This window comes from Lentzea roselyniae (assembly GCF_039537795.1).
Classification (GTDB): Bacteria; Actinomycetota; Actinomycetes; order Mycobacteriales; family Pseudonocardiaceae; genus Lentzea; species Lentzea atacamensis.
Genome location: NZ_BAABBE010000009.1, coordinates 1 through 17,322 on the forward strand (window position 1 = coordinate 1; position 17,322 = coordinate 17,322).

Here is a 17,322-nt window from a genome sequence, read left to right on the forward strand (position 1 = left end):
GCGCGGCGTGCGCGCAGGACGATCTCGTGGTGCAGTGCGTGGTGCTGCCAGCGGTCGTCGTCGCCGATGAGGATGGTCAGGCGGGTCGTGGTTCCGGCGAGGTGCATCTCAGCTCGCCTCCTGTCGCGTGACGACGGTGCGGGTGGCCCACACACCGAGCAGCACCGCGAGCATCGCCGCGAGTGGAGTGGCGACAAGGTAGACGAGCGCCATCCCTGCGGAGCTGGGTCGCAGCAGGTCACCGACTTCGGCGGCGTAGGTGGAGAAGGTGGTGAAGCCGCCGAGCACGCCGACCCCGAGGAACGGGCGCACCAGGCGGTGTGCGGACCACGCCTCGGTGATCAGCACCATCAGCACGCCGATGAGCAGGCAGCCCAGCGCGTTGATGAGGAACGTGTTCCACGGGAAGCCGCCGGGTGAGGTGGGCAGCAGCTGGGAGATCCCGTAGCGGGCCAGCGCGCCGAGGCCGCCGCCGAGCGCGATCGCGGCGAGCACCGGGCCGTGATGGCGCACGAGTTCGGCGCGTTGCGCGGGCACGCGCAGATCAACATCCGAATCGATGGGTTCGACCTCGTTGTGCACAGTCGTGGTCCTACTCTGCCCGCGGACGTACCGCACCTGGGGGAGTAGGGACTGTTGGCAGCTGCCGCTGCGGTTCTCCGAGGTCCGGAGCGGCGAGCCCCACCGCCGCTGCCGGTGACGATACCGAGTCCGCCGGCCGGGAGACGGCGGGTGTGGCTGCCATCACCGCCGGTCGGCCGTGTACTTGACGACGTGGACCTCGTCGAGCATCACGAGGCCGCCGATGTTCAGGTCGTCGAGCTGCGGAAGGAACCCGCGGATGCGGTCCTCGGCGTCGATGATGACGATCAGGACTGGGAGGTCGTTGCTCAACCGGAACAAGTGCTTGGTGTGGATGCGTGAGCTCGCGCCGAAGCCTTCGATGCCGCGGATCGCGGTTGCCCGGCCAGTCCGGCCTTGTGCGCGCGGCGCACGATCTCGGTGTAGAGCGACCGGTGCCGCCACCTGTCGCTCTCCCCGACGAAGATCGACAAACGCAACGCCCGCCCGGCAAGCCTCACCGCTCGAGTACACCGCCGCCAGAACGTCGGGGCAAGCCGACGTCAGCCGCGCGAAACCCGGCGGCGACCGGCGTCCAGCCGCACTGCCACTTCGCCTGGAGCGAGAGCAACCCGCTGGGCCACCTCTTCCGCTACCTGCTTCTCGGTCGCGGCGACACCGCACCGGTCGTGCGGGAGATCATCCGCGCCAGCGAACCCGATCTGGACCGGCGGCCCGGCATCCACGTTGGTGGCTGAAAGCCTGACCTCCATGACGTTCGCGGTGTCACGACGTGAAGGGATGTCGACATGAGCACGAAGCTCACCAAAGACGGTCTCCGCGAAGTGTGGGTGTCAGCCATCGGCGGATCTCGCCGTCGCGAAAGGTCAGAGCATCAGCGGTGCGACAGGGCCGGCTGGGATTCGCGTTGATCAGTGGCTACCGGCCAGTTCGCCGCTGAGCGTGCCGTGCATGGTCGCGCTCGGCGGGTTGAGGCCGATGATCTCGACGGTCTTGCCGCGGGCGGCGTACTTCGTGGTGATCGCGTCAAGTGCGGCGACCGAGGACGCTTCCCAGATGTGCGCCGCGCCCAGTCGATCACTACCCGGTCTGGGTCGTTCGCGTAGTCGAACTGGTAGACGAGATCGTTGCTGGAGGCGAAGAACAGCTCGCCGGTGACGGTGTAGGTGACCTGCTCGCCGTCCGGGTCGAGCAGCGGGCTGACCGTGACGAGATGGGCGACGCGGCGGGCGACGATGACCATCGCGGTGATGGTGTCGGCGATGACGCCGATCGCGAGGTTGTCGGTGGCGACGACGACCACGACGGTGATGACCATGACGCTGATCTCGCCGGTGGGCATGCGCTTGAGCGTGGCCGGTGCGACGGAGTGCCAGTCGAAGGTGGCGAAGGAGACCAGCACCATCACGGCGACGAGTGCGGCCATCGGGATGTCGGACACGACAGGGCCGAACACGATGCACAGGATCATCAGGAACGTGCCGGCGAGGAACGTCGACAGCCGCGTGCGGGCACCGGAGGTCTTCACGTTGATCATCGTCTGGCCGATCATGGCGCACCCGCCCATGCCGCCGAAGAAACCGGTGACGACGTTGGCGATGCCCTGCCCGATCGACTCGCGGGTCTTGTTCGAGTGCGTGTCGGTGATGTCGTCGACCAGTTTGGCCGTCATCAGCGATTCCATCAGCCCCACGAGCGCGAAGGCGATCGCGTAGGGCGTGATCAAGGTGATCAAGGTGAGGGTGGCCCAGGTGAACGGCACGTCCGGGATCCCCGGTACCGGCAGCGAGGAGGGGAGTTTGCCCTCGTCGCCGACGGTGGGCACGGCGATGCCGGCGCCGATGGTGAGCGCGGTCAGCGCGATGATCGACACCAGGGGAGCGGGAACCACCTTGGTGAGCTTCGGGAACAGCACCATGATCAGCAGCCCGCCGGCGAACAGCGGGTAGACCGCCCACGGCACGTCGATCAGCTGCGGCACCTGCGCGAGGAAGATCAGGATCGCCAGCGCGTTGACGAACCCGACCATGACGCTGCGGGGCACGAACCGCATCAGCTTCGCCACGCCAAGCGAACCGAGCACGATCTGGATCAGCCCGCCGAGTATCACCGTGGCGATCAGGTAGCCGAACCCGTGCTCACGGGCCAGCGGCGCCACCACCAGTGCGATGGCCCCGGTCGCGGCCGAGATCATCGCGGGACGGCCGCCGACGATCGAGATCACCACCGCCATCGTGAACGAGGCGAACAGCCCGACGCTGGGATCGACGCCGGCGATGATCGAGAACGAGATCGCCTCGGGGATCAGCGCAAGGGCGACCACCAGTCCGGCGAGGACCTCGGTGCGCAGGACCTTCGGTGATAGCCAGGTGGGACGCGTGAGTCGGGGCAGGGTGAACGTGGAGGTCGAAGGCATGGTCAGCGATCAGCCTGTCGTGCTCAGGCCCGGCTCTGCTGGCGGAGCGGGCGGATGGATCAAGAACGAGGAAGAACGGCGGGCACACGCGCGTCGCGCACAGCGGCAGTGGGTCGCCGTAGCGCTGGTCGGTGCGGCTCGTTTGGCCTACGGCGGAGGTGAGGGAAGCCGGTGACGCGGGGATGAAGGCACGCGGCGGCTCCTGGCTGAGAGGATGGTGGTGTCGTGGTGCTGGTTCACGGTTTGCCTGGACCGGCGGTTGACGTTGACCAGTCAGCTCAGCACCGGTCCGGACTCTACCCTTACGTTAGGGTAGAGATCCTGGGGCCGCCTGAGTGTGAGTGGTGACACCGCAGCAATGACAGAAATGGACACCGCATGACGGGCGAGCACATGCAGGTCGGCGAGGTCGTAGCCCGGACCCAGCTGTCCCAGCGCACCATCCGGCATTACGACGAAGTCGGTCTGGTGGTGCCCTCTGCCCGCAGCCAGGGCGGGTTCCGGCTCTACACCGAGTCGGACGTCGCGCGTCTCATGGTCATCCGCAGGATGAAGCCGCTCGGATTCACCCTGGAACAGATGCAGGAGCTCCTGGCCGCCACCGATCGCCTCGACAGCGACGAGCCCGTCGACGACAGCGAACGCCAAGCGCTCACCGCGACGCTGCGCGAGTTCGAGCACGCCGCACAGCAACGCTGCGACGAACTCCGCACCCAACTCGGACGCGCCGAGGAATTCGCTGACACCCTGCGTCGAAGGCTGAACACCGCCGATCGCACGCGGCCGGATTCTGCATATCGCAGTTGACGTAAGCCTGAAAGTGGGCTCACTTGCGGGCCTTGTGCCGGTTGCGCACCAGGAGCGCGGCTCCCAACAGCAGCGCCACCAGGACGAGCAACGCCGGCACCGAACCGCTGGCGGTGGGCCAGTCGACCAGAGTGCTCTGCAGCGCACTTTTATCCGTCATGCACTGTCGCGGCACCACAGTAGGCACAGCGATGCGCGTGTATGGAGGTGCTGGTTCAGCAGATACCGCAGGAGACTTCAGCCCAGACGGTCTTGCCGACGACGTTGGGGATGACGCCCCACTCTTTGGACAGCCGGTCCACGATGACCAGCCCGCGACCACGGTGTCGGTCGATCCTCGAGCGATCCAGGACCGGTTGTTCAGGGGAGCTGTCGTCCACCTCGATCCGGACCGAGCACGGTTCGGAGATGCGGAGCAGTCGAACCTCACGCGCGAACAGCCCGTGGTCGTAGGCGTTGGTCACCAGCTCCGTCACGACCAGCAGCACGTCACCGAGTACCTCGTCGGACAGATCGGCCAGCGCGTCCGCCGCCCAACGGCGAACCGTGACCATCGCAGGGACGCGCTCGTCGAGGTCCAGCACGAGGTCGCCCGAATTGTCTGGTGGATTGTCGTCTCGACTGTCCATGACCAGAGCGCGCCCTCTCCGCTGAAGACGGTCGAAACCAGTCCATACCCTGCGAAGCGACGCCGTCAAACTGGCCCGCCGCCTCGATTCAAGCCTTTACCTCCGCAGACAGCACCTTCGTCAAGCCGTCGCCGTTTGCGGTCATGCGGCAGGTCGTTGCCGCACGGCGGCTAACCCGCACCTAAAGACCGTGCCTCGACCACCCAGAGGCGTTGGCCGGCGTGGCTCTGCCCCCAGATGGATGTTGACCCGCCGCCCATGTCGGGCCAGCCGTGTCGGAGCATTCCAAGACCGCAGGTCAACAGCCTGCTGCGCCGGAACGAGTAAATCTGTAGTGGCAGGAGTAGACATTCACCTCCGACTGTGTGTAGTGTTCTCCATGTTGCGAGAGAGAACGTCATATCGGCACGGGAGATGACGAACTACCCGTGAGTCAGTGCAGGACGGCCGGACGTGCTGGGGCCGATCAGTGGTAAGGGGTTCCAGCCAGCGGCCAAGGACAGTCGGCAAAGCAGGACCGGAAGCACGACCGCAGTACGCACCATCCCGGAGCCGGCAGTCGCGTGAAGTAGCAAGTGCTAGATGCAATGCGACCAGTCGGCGAGTTGTTATCAGCAGTGCAAGAAGTCCGGTGCCGACGGTCATGCAAGGAACAGAAGTCAGGTAGCAGAGGAGAAGGGAAGGGTTGCACGCCATCGGATCGCCTGTCTCCGGCTGAGGTTCGCCGGGCGGGTACCGCGGTTCCATCGAGATTGGCGGGTGGTCTTCGGTTAAGCACACGCAACGATCCCCGCAGTTCCCCACCTCTGGTGCGGGTCACGCGGAAAGGTAAGACGGCCTCACGGTCGATTGATGGAAGTGAAACCCATACACCCTTGGGGCCCCGGTGCTACTGCGCATCGGGGCCCCTCGTGATGTGGAGGCGCGATGACCCCAGAGACATCCCGACCGGAACTCGCCGAACCGCAGACCGCGGCCGAGAACCTTGACGACGACCACTACCCCGCCTACACCATGGGCCGGGCCGCCGAGATGCTCGGTACCACCGCGGCTTTTCTGCGCAGCCTCGACGAGCGGAAACTGATCGAGCCCCAGCGCTCCACCGGCGGGCATCGCCGCTACTCCCGCTACCAACTACGCCTGGCCGCCCGCGTCCGCACCCTGCTCGACGAGGGCATCGGCCTGGACGCCGCCTGCCGCATCGTCACCCTGGAAGACCAACTCCACGAAGCCAGAAGTCACACCACCCAGGCAGCGCCTGCGCACCCGCCAGGCGAGCCGTACCCACCGTTGCGAGGCGTGTGAGCGCCAAGACCATCGCCCAAGCGCTCGGTAGCTCCGGATGCGCGAGCAGCCGAAGCTACCGGCTCGCGCATCCTCGTCCGGTCGTCAGCGCCTTCCCTGATGATCCTGGACAGGATGTTCGCCCGGTTGGGCAGATGGACCGGTCGGGCGCGAGGGCGAGGCGGAGTCCGTGTCGGCGCCGTTGTCTGCGTGGCGTTCGGTGCGGCCGACTCCATGCCAGTCCAGGCAGAGCACGGTGGCGTCGTCCTGGAGGTGATCACGGTAAGCCCGCTTCACAGCCCTGGTCGCCGCCCGTACCACCTCCCTGGGGTGCAGTGCTTCGGTGCTGCGGAGCAGCAGAGGCAGGTCGACGGCTTCGGCGTCGCGTTCGAACATGCCGTCGGTGAGCAGCACCAGCCGATCTCCGGGGCGCAGGTCGAGCCGTTGCACCCGGTAGGAGTACGGCTTGACTCCGAAGAGCAGATCGATCTTCAGCTCGAGCGGCTCCACCACGCCGTTGCGCAGCAGCAGCGGTACGGGGTGACCGGCGTTGACCAGCTCGACCGCTCCGGTGTGCAGGTCCACGCGCATCAGTAGTCCGGTCGCCAGTGATCCCAGGCGGTGGTCCAGCAGGGCGTGGTTGGCCTGCTGTGCCTGCTCCGCCAGGTCGTCGCCGGCCCGGCGGGCTCTGCGCAGCGCACCGACCAGCAGGGTCGCGGTCAACGCCGAGGCCACGTCATGACCGACGGCATCGGTGATCGACAGGTGCAGGGCGTCGCGGTCCAGGGCGTAGTCATAGGTGTCGCCGCCGATGTCGTGAGCAGGCACCAGGGCTCCGGCGACGGTGAACTGGGCAGCCTCGCAGCAAGACGCCGTGGGCAACAGCTGGTGCTGGATCTCCGCCGCCAGGCTCATCGTCGTGGTGCGCCTGCCGGAGTGGTAGAGGTCGGTGAAGCGCCGGTCGGTGACGATGACATAGGCCAGTGCGTGCGCCGCCTCGCCCAGCTGCGCCAGTACCTCCTCGTCGAGCGAGGGCACGGTCACCTCCAGCACGCCCACGCAGTCGCCGCGGTTGGTCACCGGCAGCACCACCCGCATGCCGTCGCCGTGCTGCTCGTGCCACGGCCGCTGGGTGCGCAGCACCTCCTCGTAGACACTGTCCCGCAGATCAACGCACTCCGCGCCACCCCCGCCGAGATCCCACCTGGTCGAAGCCAGCCGCACCAGCCGCTCATCACCGACGTCGATCAACAGGAACGACACGTCGACGGCCTCGAACCGCTTCGCCAGGTCCCGCGCAACGACCTCGACCGACTGCACCGGCGGTGCGCTCTCGGCCGCCGCCAGGACATCACCCGGTCGCAACACATCGCCATCCACGGCAACCTCCGAGCAGTTGGGGCCACCGTAACCACATCACCCGCATCGGTTGAACACAACGAGGCCACCGGCGACTCGCGGACCCGCGAATCGCCGGCCCGATCGCCTGTACCACCGACGGCGCCGATCACTTTTGCGGCTGGCCGCCAGAACACCCAATCCCGACCGCGCCGACCTGTCCGAGAAGCTCTACCTCGATCTGGTCCTCCACCACGCGCAGGGAGCCTCGTCTTCGGTAGGGGTCAAGGTGCTTAACAGTCCGTTCACTGTCTGGGAGGGGCGACGACTTATGCTCCACGCCAGGTCGAAGCGCAACTCGACCTGGCCGCCGAGGAAGTCACCCGGCGATGCAAAACCACAGCGGACCACAGTCCGTCCGCCGAGCCGTGTCCGACGCGTACGGGCGGCTGTCCCGCGAAGCCAAGTTCCAGAGCTTCCTGCCCATCCTCGCCGCCAGGGCAGCACACCAGGACCTCTGCGGAGGCCGAGCCCGCACGTGAGCAGAAGTCGCCGCATGCCGATCTTCACTCCCGAAGCCTGAACGCCAGCAGCGGGTCGCTCCGAGACTGGACTCAGCACATCACCTCGCTGCTGAGGCCGCCCGCCTTTCGTTGAAAACGCCGGGCCTAGATCCATGCTCGATCGGACTTGGCCTGATAGAGGCCCTACTTTCCGGAGACTGCCGTGCGTAGTCCTCCCACGTCACCGCCATCGTGGACCACCAGGCAGCCCACGCCTGGAACGAGTAGTTGTCCATGGATGCGACCGACATCGCGCCCAGTCGGCTCGACGCGGTGAAGACGGCCGCCCAGGAATCCGTCACCGGGCTGTCCGCTCACGTCGACCCCGCCCCAGGTCGCCTTCGCGGGACGTGACGACCGTCCTGGTCACGCCGACCACGCCGTGTTAGGGCGTGTCCGCCGGAACGCTGATCGTGGGGTTTGATCAAATTGCGTTGTGGCGCGTGGTGATCTGACGGATGCGGAGTGGGCGATCCTGGAGCCGTTGCTGCCGGCTCCGAAGCCGGGTCGTGGCGGCCGGTGGGGTGATCGTCGTCGGGTGATCAACGGAATCCTGTGGCGCATGCGGACAGGCGCTCCGTGGCGGGATGTGCCGGAACGGTACGGGCCGTGGAAAACCTGTTATGAGCGTTATCGCCGGTGGGCGGCGGACGGGACGTGGGCGCGGCTCAAGCGGCAGGTCCAGGGCCGGGCCGAGGCCGAAGGGGACATCGACTGGAACGCCCAGGTCGATTCCACGATCGTGCGCGCCCACCAGCATGCGGCGGGTGCTCGTAAAGGGGGCTGAGCCCGGAGGAATCGCGGGCAGCCCGGGGCCTTGGCGGTCACGGGGTGGTTTGACGTCCAAGATCCACACTATCGGCGAAGGACGCGGAAGATCGCTGGCGACCCGGGTCACTCCTGGTCAGGCCGCTGATACCAAGCAGCTGGAGTCGTTGCTGGAGGACATCGCCGTGCCCCGGCCCGGCAAGGCCGGTCGTCCGCGCAAGCGTCCGGACTCGCTGACCGGGGACAAGGCCTACGGCAGCAAGGCCAATCGCGCCCTGCTGCGGAGCAAGAAGATCAAGGCGGTGATCCCCGAACGCCGGGATCAGGTCAGCAACCGGCTACGCAAGGGATCCAACGGTGGACGGCCGCCATCGTTCGACAGCACCCGGTACAGGCAGCGCAACCAGGTCGAGCGAGGGTTCAACCGCCGCAAGCAGTTCCGCGCAGTGGCCACCCGCTACGACAAGCTGGGCAGCCACTGGCAAGCCACCAACGACCTGATCGAGATCATCGACTGGATCCGCGCTACACCAGACAAAACCCGGTCATGACCCGGCGGACACGCCCTAGGCGGCGCACACCCGCGGTCAGCGCCCGGCTCGCCTCGTCGAACAGCACGACCTCCCGGTCCGCCCGCCACCCGACGACGGTGTCCTCCCACGCGGCCGCCACGCAGGCGACCCGTGAGGCGACGGATTCCGGAGTCACCAGAGCCAGGAAGAAGCTCTCGCGCTGCCGATGGGCGTCGGCGTCCAGTGTGTGCACCGCGCCGTGACCGAACAGCGTGCTCAGCACGGGGCTGGGGATCGCGTTGTGCCGTTGCACGTGTTTCTCGTCGTAGAAGAACTGCGCGGCTTCCGGTCCGCACAACCCGAGGGTGGGCTGGCCCATGACCCGTGTCCGCACCACGTCGCTGCCGGTGCTGCGCCGGAGGCCCGGCAGCCAGGCGTAGCCCTCGAGCAGGAGCCGCAGCGACTGGTCCCCATGGCGATCTCGCATCCCCATACGAAGCCTGTGCCCGCTTCATGGGGCTTCAAACGTCGTTTCAGCGCCGGCAGGTCGTGTGCAGGCACGCACCAGCCATGAGCACCAGCACACCGACGAAGATGAACGTGAGCACGCAGGTGAACACGCCCATCACCAGGCACACCGTCCCCCAGGAGATCGACGGTGAGCCGGATCGATCGGCGGTTCGCCTGTCGCGGCCCCGCGCCTGGTGCGCTGAGTGCCGCGGCCAGGCCAGGGTCGTTGACGGCGAGCCAGCGCTCGATCCGGCGAAGCTCCTGGGGTTCGTGCGCGGAGTCCACGGCTCAGTGCTTCGTTTCGCGGTCGGTCGGCGCGAGCACCTTGTCGGTGGTCTCGTCGATGCCGGCGGGTCCGCGTTTGGTGACCGAGACGTGCGACTCGGTGCGCATGCGTTCGACCATGTGCGGGTAGTGCAATTCGAACGCCGGCCGCTCCGACCGGATCCGCGGCAGCTCGTGGAAGTTGTGCCGCGGCGAGGGCGAGGTCGTTGCCCACTCCAGCGAGTTGCCGAAGCCCCAGGGATCGTCTCCTCCGGCAGGTTCGCCGTAGAGGTAGCTGCGGGCGATGTTGTAGAGGAACGGCAGTACCGACAGGCCGAGCACGAAGGACCCGATGGTGGAGAACGTGTTGAGGAACGTGAAGTTGTCGGAGGCCAGGTAATCGGCGTAGCGGCGGGGCATGCCCTGGTTGCCGAGCCAGTGGTGGACCAGGAAGGTGCCGTGGAAGCCGAGGAACGTCGTCCAGAAGTGCAGCTTGCCCAGCGGTTCGTTCATCATCCGGCCGGTGATCTTGGGGAACCAGAAGTAGATGCCCGCGTAGGTGGCGAAGACGATGGTGCCGAAGAGGACGTAGTGGAAGTGCGCGACGACGAAGTACGTGTCGGTCACGTGGAAGTCGAGCGGCGGTGAGGCGAGCACAGCACCAGGATGCTGGTGATCAGGATGTTCCAGGTGAAGATCGGCATCCGGAACGCGGTCATGCCGGGCGCGCGCAGGCAACGATGGTGGTGATCATGTTGACCGCGCCCAGGATCGTGCCGAGACCGCCGACGACGAGCCCGGAGATCCACAGATCGCCGCCGATGCCAGGGGAGTGCGTCGCGCTTGACAACGGCGTGTAGGCGGTCCAGCCGAAGTCGGCGGCACCCGCCGGCGTCATGAACGAACTGACCACGATCAGCCCGCCGAACAGGAACAGCCAGTAAGAGAAGGCGTTCAGTCGCGGGAACGCCACGTCAGGCGACCCGATCTGCAACGGCACCACGAAGTTCGCGAACCCGAACACGATCGGTGTTGCGTACAGCAGCAGCATCACCGTGCCGTGCATGGTGAACAGCTGGTTGTACTGCTCGTTCGACAGGAACTGCAGACCTGGCCGAACGCCCGGCCGGGCGTCGCCGGGTCGAGGCCCTGCCCGGAGCGGAGCATCGCGAAGAAGTCACCGTGAACCATGCGGCACCTGGGGTCGGCTGTCAGGGTGGTCCCGGCGGGGATGAGCCCCTGCTGGTGCCATTCGATCACCTCGCCGAGCGCGTCGACGACCACCAGCGAACCGACGTCCGGGTTCTCCAGCACGGTCTGTGCCGTGTAGCCGAGCCCCAGACCGCCCACGACCACGTCCAGGGGTGCCCGCGGGATCTCCGCGAGCGCGAGGCGGGCCAGTTCGACCTCGGCGACGGTGAACATGCTGGACATCAGGAACTCGTCGTTGAGCTTGATCTCGTGGATCTCTTTGCCCGTCACGGGATCGCGTCATCGGCGCAGGGTGAGTTCACCCAGGGGCGTCTGGCGCCAGTCGAGTTCCTGGAAACGAGCACTCATGTGGTCGTCAGCCCCGTGGCGGCGGGTCCGGCGAGTTGGTCGGCGAGCCGGCACAGTTTGCCTGTGGTGTGGAACCGCCGCAGCCAGGACCGGGGCAGCGCGCCGATGCCGGTGCGGGCGCCGGCGAGTGCGCCGGCCATGCCGGCGATGGTGTCGGTGGCACCGCCGGCGCGCACGGCGTAGCGGATGGCGTCGGCGGGGTCGTCGGGGTTGCGCAGGAATGCCAGCAGTGCGAGCGGAACCGAGCTGAGAGCGGAGCTGTCGTTGCCCAGGGCGTGGGCGGCGTGCGTGGGGTCGGCGCTGTCGGCGAGGTGGCTGACGTGGTCGAGCTTGTCGCGCCACAGCCGTGACGGCAGGACTTCGGCGATGTCGCGGAGGAACCGGTATCCGTCCAGGGGCTGGGCGGGGTCGCTGTGCAGCGCGAGGTGGGCGGCGACGGCCTGGCACTCGGCCCCGTGCCTGCCGTGGGCGTGGGCATGCGTGACGGCGGCGCTGCGCAGCGCGAGTTGCTTGGTGTGCGACACATTCGTGCTCACCAGCGCGACCGGTGCGACGCGGCCGGCGGCGCCGTTGCCCTGGGAACTCTGTGCTTGCAGGAACGCCTTGGCGGCGGCGCTCCACGCCACGCCCGCGTGAAGCAGGCCGAACACCGGCGGGGTGCCCGACTCGAAACCTCGCCACGGTTCACGTTTCCGCGCCGCGGCGAACTCGCGGGCCAGCGCGTCCTCGTCGAGAACGTCGGTGTCGCGCCGCGCGGCCAGGTGTTCGGCCAGCACGATGGCGAGGGCGGTGTCGTCGGTGTGCACCAGCAGACTCGGTGCGCGTTCCTCGGCGGTCAGCGTGTCGGCGTCCACGGTGGCACGGCCTTGGAACGGTGCGCCGAGTGCATCGCCGAGCCCTGCGCCGAGCAGGAGTCCACGGCATTTGTCCGTGCGGGTGACGCCGGTGGTGGGAGCGGTCATCGAAGATCACCAGATTTCGGTGCGGTGGTGTGGAGCACGATCCGATAGAGGGCGCGCGCGAGGTCGATCCGGTGTGTTCCCGCCGGGAAGACGTCGGTGATGCCGTCCACGGTCGCCAGGACCGGGGCGGGCAGGTGCAGCTTCAGCGGCTCGCGGAGCGGGCGGACCGGACTCGCGTCCTCGCTCACCACGCAGGTCAGCATGCCGCCGGGGATCGGGCTGATCGCCAGCTCGCAAGCTTCGCAGGTGAAGGCGCCGGAGGTGGTCGCGCAGTGCACGCTGCCGGTGAAGTACGCCGCCTGCACCACCGTGCATGTCCTGCCGTCGCCGAACTCGACGGTCAGCGCGGGTTCCGGCCGCAGCAGGAGCCGGAGCGACTCGTCCGGGTTGATCCTGCCGGGCAGGATGACCGGGGCGTTCCAGGCGGCGGCACACCGCTGGGCCGCGAACGAGGCGGCCGGGGTCGCGGCGACGACCAGCTTCACCCGCCGGGCGGGCGGTGTTCGCCCGAACTCGGGCGCGGGGACGACGTCGAGCAGATCGATCCCGGCGCCCTCGGCCAGGGTCCGCAGGCCGCACTCGACCTCCTGGCTGATGGGGTCGGTGCCCCGGACAAGCGCGACGACTCCACCTCGAGCGATGGCGAGCGGTGCGGGGTGAGGGCATCGGTTCGGAGGGCCTGCGAGCAGCATCCGGACTGCGGTGACCTGCGCTGGTTCGGTGGTGGGGTGGACCAAGGGTCTCCGTTCGCGGGAAGCCTGCTCGGATGAGACGAGCGAGCGGCTCAGTCCGCGGTGAACGGCAGATCGGGCAGGCTGGACAGGACGTCCATGACGGAGATGTAGGAGCGCTCGGGCAGCTGGATCAGTGTGGCGAACACGGCGGGCCGGGCCTGGCAGCGCAGGGCGGCGTCCAGCAGTCCGGTCACGGTGGCGGAGCCGGAGAGGAAGGCGTCCTCGACGCAGTCGATGATCTCGGTCTGCGTGAGAACGGGTTCACTCCTGGCCGGCACGACTTCCATGACCACAACACTACTCTAACGTGAGGGTTGTATAGAGTGGATGGTGCCCGAGATGGGCAAAACGCGAAAGGGGCGGCACCTGCAGATGCCACCCCTTTCGCCTCATCAATGTGATCCGGCGAGCTGTCCTGACAGCTTGGTGTGCAGTTGTTCGCTGTGCGGGTTGAGACCGATGATCTCGGCTTCGATGCCGCGGGAGGTGAACTTCGCAGTGACCGCGTCGAGGGTGGCGACCGCGGAGCTGTCCCACACATGGGCATCGGACAGGTCGATGACTACCTTCGACACCGTGTCGGTGTAGTCGAAGGAGTGCATCAGCTCGTTGCTGGAGGCGAAGAACAGCTCACCGGTGACGGCGTAGACGCGGATGGTGCCGTCGGGGTCGAGCACGCTGGAGACGTCGACCAGGTGCGCCACGCGGCGGGCGAAGAAGATCGCCGAGAGCAGCGCGCCCGCGATGACGCCGAGTGCGAGGTTGTGGGTGGCGACGACGGTGCCGACGGTCACGACCATCACGGCGGTCTCGCTCTTGGGCGCGCGGCGGAGCGCGGCCGGCTTGATGCTGGACCAGTCGAAGGTGCTGACCGACACGAAGATCATCACCGCGACCAGCGCGGCCATCGGGATCAGGGAGACGACCGGGCCGAGGGTGAAGACCAGGATCAGCAGGAAGACGCCCGCGGACAAGGTGGACAGGCGGGTGCGGCCGCCGGACTTGATGTTGATGATGGACTGGCCGATCATCGCGCACCCGGCCATGCCGCCGAGGAAGCCGGTGGCGATGTTGGCGATGCCCTGCCCGCGGACCTCCATCCCCTTCTTCGACGGGGTGTCGGTGAGGTCGTCGAGCAGCTGGGCGGTGAGCAGCGACTCGATCAGGCCGACGACCGCCAGCGTCAGCGCGAAGGGCGCGACGATCGTGAGGGTTTCGAGCGTGAACGGCACCATCGGCAGGCCGAAACCGGGCAGCGCGGTGGGCAGCTCACCCATCCCGCCGACCGTGGGCACGGCGACGTGCAGGAACACCGTCAGCGCGGTGATCACCACGATGGCCACCAGCGGCGCCGGGATCGCCTTGGTGAGCCTGGGCAGCAGGTAGATGATGCCGAGACCGAGCACCACCAGGGCGATGACCGGCCAGCCGCCCTTGGTGATGTGCGGAATCTGCGCGGTGAACAGCAGGATCGCGAGCGCGTTGACGAAGCCGACCATCACGGTGCGCGGCACGAACCGCATCAGCTTGTGCACGCCCACCAGGCCGAACAGGATCTGGAACGCGCCGGTGAGGATGGTGGCGGCGAACAGGTACTCCACGCCGTGGTCACGCACCAGCGGCACCAGTACCAGGGCCATCGCGCCGGTCGCGGCGGAGATCATGCCGGGACGGCCGCCGGAGAACGCGATGATGATCGCGATGGTGAACGAGGCGTAGAGGCCGACCTTCGGGTCGACGCCGGCGATGATCGAGAACGACAGCGCCTCGGGGATCAGCGCGAGTGCGACCACCAGGCCGGACAGCAGATCCGCGCGCGGGTTGGCGAACCAGGTCGTGCGGACCCTCGACAGCAGTGATGGGCGCGGCGCAGCCACGTGTGAGGACAATCGACACCTCAGGATTTGTGCGCGCGAGCAGGCAGGACGCTCGCGTGGTGAACAGGTTTCGGGATCCGCGCGCCCCAGTGCACGCGGGAGAGCACCGGCGCCGACGCCGGTGTGACGTGTGATGTGGTTGGTGCCGCGAACGGTTACGGGTTCGCAGAGCGTGGTGCTAGGCCCTGCGGTCCTCCTCGGCGGTACTCATGCGTCAGGTGCCTCTCGCAGTCCGGTCGAACCCCGCTACGCCTTGCGTCTGAAGGGATCGGGGTTACATGACGGGCCGCGGCATCTCCGGCGCAACCACAGTGGACTCTACCCTGACGTGATGGTTGATCCCAGGCTGGACAGGCTGATCGTGAGCAAGCTCTCCGGTTGACCGTGACCATTATCCGGTATCCGGGTGATGGTCACCTCGTGGATCGGTCGAGAACGGCGCGGACCTCGGACACGCGTGCCGGCCACCGCTGGACGATCGACTCCCACGCCGCGCGCAACGAGACTCGTTCGGCGAGTACGAGAACGGGGCCTTGCCCCCAGCGGGTCGCCACCACCATCCCCAGACGGTCCGGTTGCCCAGGGCCAGGTGCCCCGCCGGGCAGGAACTCCACCGTCATCGAGTCCGCCGCACCGGTCACGTCGTCCACGACGCCTTGCAGCGCGGCGCGATAGCCGCGCAGCCTCAGTGGCTCGGCAGGCAGGGCACAGCGGGGGTAGGCGGCGTTGTACTGGCTCGGTGACTCGAATCTGCGCGGACTGCTTCTCATGATCATCGCCGCCGGGAGGTCAGGCCTCGATGATGACCGGGATGACCACCGGCCGGCGGCGGTAGGTGCGTTGTGCCCAGGTCTGCACCTGTCGTGCGATGAGCCGTTCGAGCTCCGCCACGTCGGTGACGTTCCTCTCTGCGGCGCCCGCGAGGGCCTTCTCGATGGCCGGAACCACCGGCTGGAACGTCGAGGCGTCGTGTTCGAAGCCGTGGGCGATGAAGTCGGGTGCCTCGTCGAGCCGCCCGGTGTCGGTGTCGATGATGGCGACGACGGTGATCACGCCTTCTTCGCCCAGCGTGCGGCGCTGTGCCAGGGAGTCCTCGGTGACGCCGCCGACGGTCTGGCCGTCGACGTAGATGTTGTGCACCCCGACCCGGCCGGTGACCGAGGCCCTGCCGTCGCGCAGATCGACGACGTGGCCGTTGGCGGCGACGAGCACCCGGTCACGGTCGACGCCGGTGCTGACGGCCAGCTCCGCGTTGGCCCGCAGGTGTCGCGCCTCGCCGTGCACCGGCAGGACGTTGGCGGGTTGCACGAGGTTGTAGCAGTAGACCAGTTCACCGGCGCTGGCGTGCCCGGAGACGTGGACCTTGGCGTTGCCCTTGTGCACCACGTTGGCGCCCCGGTCGGTCAGGCCGTTGATCACCCGGTAGATCGCGTTCTCGTTGCCGGGGATCAGCGAGCTGGCCAGCAGGACGGTGTCGCCTTCGTCGATGACGATCTCGTGCTCGCCGGCCGCCATGCGGGACAGGGCGGCCATCGGCTCTCCCTGCGACCCGGTGCACACCAGCGTCACCTGGTGGGCGGGCAGCCGGTTGGCGTCCTTGATGTCGATGACCAGGCCGTCGGGCACCCGCAGGTACTCCAGCTCGGAGGCAAGGCCCATGTTGCGGACCATGGAACGGCCGACGAAGGCGACCTTGCGGCCGTGCGCGGCCGCCGCGTCGAGCACCTGCTGGATGCGGTGCACGTGGCTGGCGAAGCTGGAGACGATCACCCGGCGCGGCGTGGTGCGGAACACCTCGTCGATCGCGGGGGCGAGATCGCGTTCGGAGGTGGTGAAGCCGGGCACGTCGGCGTTGGTGGAGTCGACGAGGAACAGGTCGACGCCCTCCTCGCCGAGGCGGGCGAAGCCGCGCAGGTCCGTGATCCGCTTGTCCAGCGGGAACTGGTCCATCTTGAAGTCGCCGGTGTGCAGCACGAGCCCGGCGCGGGTGCGGATGGCGATGGCCAGGCCGTCGGGGATGGAGTGGTTGACGGCGAGGAACTCGAGGTCGAACGGGCCCTGGGTGAGTCGTTCGCCTTCCGCGACCTCGACCAGCACCGGCTTGATCCGGTGTTCGGCCAGCTTGGCGGCCAGGAACTTCAGCGTGAGACGGGAGCCGACGACCGGGATGCCGGGCCGTTCGCGCAGCAGGTACGGCACGCCCCCGATGTGGTCCTCGTGGCCATGGGTCAGCACGATCGCGACCACGTCGGCCAGCCGGTCGGAGATGCAGCTCCAGTCCGGGAGGATCACGTCGACGCCGGGCTGGTGCTCCTCGGGGAACAGCACTCCGCAGTCGACTACGAGCAGCTTGCCCTCGTGCTCGAACACGGTCATGTTCCGGCCGATCTCACCGAGGCCACCGAGGGCGATGACCCGCAGGGCATCCGGGGCGAGTGCGGGCGGAGGAGTGGAGATTCGAGCCATGGTCACACTCTCACGTTACGTGAGAGTTGCCGGTGAGGGAAATTCGGTGC

At 67.7% G+C, this 17,322-nt stretch carries 16 protein-coding genes and 5 pseudogenes; 5 read left to right on the forward strand and 16 right to left on the reverse strand.

All coding sequences use genetic code 11. From position 1 onward, the window contains the following. Nucleotides 1-108: 108 nt before the first annotated feature. Together crcB and ABFX45_RS46485 are read right to left on the reverse strand one after the other, a co-directional pair. Nucleotides 109-582: a fluoride efflux transporter CrcB gene (crcB, locus tag ABFX45_RS17415; protein ID WP_346131040.1), complete on the reverse strand. Its 474-nt coding sequence runs from the start codon at nucleotides 580-582 to the stop codon at nucleotides 109-111. 162 nt (nucleotides 583-744) lie between these two features. Beyond that, nucleotides 745-1,082: pseudogene (locus ABFX45_RS46485) on the reverse strand (DUF190 domain-containing protein). Between the two features lie 66 nt (nucleotides 1,083-1,148). On the opposite strand from ABFX45_RS46485, the pseudogene ABFX45_RS17430 reads away from it, so the two are divergent. Next, nucleotides 1,149-1,319 (forward strand): annotated as a pseudogene (locus ABFX45_RS17430) (amino acid transporter); the annotation flags it as partial. A gap of 174 nt (nucleotides 1,320-1,493) precedes the next feature. On the opposite strand, the pseudogene ABFX45_RS17435 reads toward ABFX45_RS17430, so the two are convergent. After that, a pseudogene (locus ABFX45_RS17435) lies at nucleotides 1,494-2,998 on the reverse strand (SulP family inorganic anion transporter). Between the two features lie 393 nt (nucleotides 2,999-3,391). On the opposite strand from ABFX45_RS17435, the gene ABFX45_RS17440 reads away from it, so the two are divergent. Next, nucleotides 3,392-3,805 carry a MerR family transcriptional regulator gene (locus ABFX45_RS17440; RefSeq protein ID WP_346131044.1) on the forward strand — a complete coding sequence of 138 codons (414 nt, stop codon included), beginning with the start codon at nucleotides 3,392-3,394 and terminating at the stop codon, nucleotides 3,803-3,805. A gap of 19 nt (nucleotides 3,806-3,824) precedes the next feature. Here the strand turns inward: ABFX45_RS17440 and ABFX45_RS17445 are convergent, their stop codons facing one another. Further along, nucleotides 3,825-3,965 carry a hypothetical protein gene (locus ABFX45_RS17445; RefSeq protein WP_346131046.1) on the reverse strand — a complete coding sequence of 47 codons (141 nt, stop codon included), beginning with the start codon at nucleotides 3,963-3,965 and terminating at the stop codon, nucleotides 3,825-3,827. Between the two features lie 55 nt (nucleotides 3,966-4,020). Further along, nucleotides 4,021-4,434: an ATP-binding protein gene (locus ABFX45_RS17450; protein WP_346131048.1), complete on the reverse strand. Its 414-nt coding sequence runs from the start codon at nucleotides 4,432-4,434 to the stop codon at nucleotides 4,021-4,023. 927 nt (nucleotides 4,435-5,361) lie between these two features. Here ABFX45_RS17450 and ABFX45_RS17455 point away from each other — a divergent pair. After that, a complete protein-coding gene (locus tag ABFX45_RS17455; RefSeq protein WP_346131050.1) occupies nucleotides 5,362-5,739 on the forward strand; it encodes a MerR family transcriptional regulator in 378 nt (125 codons plus the stop codon). 84 nt (nucleotides 5,740-5,823) lie between these two features. On the opposite strand, the gene ABFX45_RS17460 is transcribed toward ABFX45_RS17455, so the two are convergent. Further along, entirely contained in the window at nucleotides 5,824-7,098 is a 1,275-nt protein-coding gene (locus ABFX45_RS17460; protein WP_346131051.1) for a PP2C family protein-serine/threonine phosphatase, read from the reverse strand. Between the two features lie 347 nt (nucleotides 7,099-7,445). On the opposite strand from ABFX45_RS17460, the gene ABFX45_RS46490 reads away from it, so the two are divergent. Further along, nucleotides 7,446-7,598 (forward strand): three-helix bundle dimerization domain-containing protein, encoded by a 153-nt coding sequence (locus tag ABFX45_RS46490; protein WP_428834157.1) that lies wholly within the window; start codon nucleotides 7,446-7,448, stop codon nucleotides 7,596-7,598. Nucleotides 7,599-8,055: 457 nt separating this feature from the next. Further along, nucleotides 8,056-8,938, forward strand: a protein-coding gene (locus tag ABFX45_RS17465; protein ID WP_411711423.1) for an IS5 family transposase whose coding sequence is annotated in 2 segments (ribosomal slippage) — nucleotides 8,056-8,399 and nucleotides 8,398-8,938 — 885 coding nt in all. Because the reading frame shifts where the segments join, the coding sequence is not laid out codon by codon here. Here the strand turns inward: ABFX45_RS17465 and ABFX45_RS17470 are convergent. The 10 genes and pseudogenes from ABFX45_RS17470 to ABFX45_RS17510 form a co-directional block, all read right to left on the reverse strand. Beyond that, nucleotides 8,913-9,386 (reverse strand): cytochrome P450 family protein, encoded by a 474-nt coding sequence (locus ABFX45_RS17470; RefSeq protein WP_346131053.1) that lies wholly within the window; start codon nucleotides 9,384-9,386, stop codon nucleotides 8,913-8,915. The genes ABFX45_RS17465 and ABFX45_RS17470 overlap by 26 nt on opposite strands. Before the next feature lie 179 nt (nucleotides 9,387-9,565). Next, nucleotides 9,566-9,694 (reverse strand): annotated as a pseudogene (locus tag ABFX45_RS46495) (DUF3040 domain-containing protein); the annotation flags it as partial. 3 nt (nucleotides 9,695-9,697) lie between these two features. After that, nucleotides 9,698-10,790, reverse strand: a pseudogene (locus ABFX45_RS17475) (cytochrome c oxidase subunit I); the annotation flags it as partial. Next, entirely contained in the window at nucleotides 10,724-11,155 is a 432-nt protein-coding gene (locus ABFX45_RS17480; protein ID WP_346131055.1) for a hypothetical protein, read from the reverse strand. The gene ABFX45_RS17480 and the pseudogene ABFX45_RS17475, both read right to left, overlap by 67 nt. 74 nt (nucleotides 11,156-11,229) lie before the next feature. Further along, nucleotides 11,230-12,195, reverse strand: a complete 966-nt coding sequence (locus ABFX45_RS17485) for an ADP-ribosylglycohydrolase family protein (RefSeq protein ID WP_346131057.1) — start codon at nucleotides 12,193-12,195, stop codon at nucleotides 11,230-11,232. Then, nucleotides 12,192-12,887 (reverse strand): hypothetical protein, encoded by a 696-nt coding sequence (locus ABFX45_RS17490; protein ID WP_346131059.1) that lies wholly within the window; start codon nucleotides 12,885-12,887, stop codon nucleotides 12,192-12,194. The genes ABFX45_RS17485 and ABFX45_RS17490 overlap by 4 nt, the downstream gene beginning before the upstream one ends. Nucleotides 12,888-12,979: 92 nt before the next feature. Beyond that, nucleotides 12,980-13,216, reverse strand: a complete 237-nt coding sequence (locus ABFX45_RS17495) for a hypothetical protein (RefSeq protein WP_346131061.1) — start codon at nucleotides 13,214-13,216, stop codon at nucleotides 12,980-12,982. Between the two features lie 105 nt (nucleotides 13,217-13,321). Next, entirely contained in the window at nucleotides 13,322-14,806 is a 1,485-nt protein-coding gene (locus tag ABFX45_RS17500; RefSeq protein ID WP_346131063.1) for a SulP family inorganic anion transporter, read from the reverse strand. A gap of 413 nt (nucleotides 14,807-15,219) precedes the next feature. After that, entirely contained in the window at nucleotides 15,220-15,576 is a 357-nt protein-coding gene (locus tag ABFX45_RS17505; RefSeq protein ID WP_346131065.1) for a hypothetical protein, read from the reverse strand. A gap of 19 nt (nucleotides 15,577-15,595) precedes the next feature. Further along, on the reverse strand, nucleotides 15,596-17,272 hold the full coding sequence (locus tag ABFX45_RS17510; RefSeq protein WP_346131472.1) for a ribonuclease J: 1,677 nt from the start codon (nucleotides 17,270-17,272) through the stop codon (nucleotides 15,596-15,598). Between the last annotated feature and the right edge of the window lie 50 nt (nucleotides 17,273-17,322).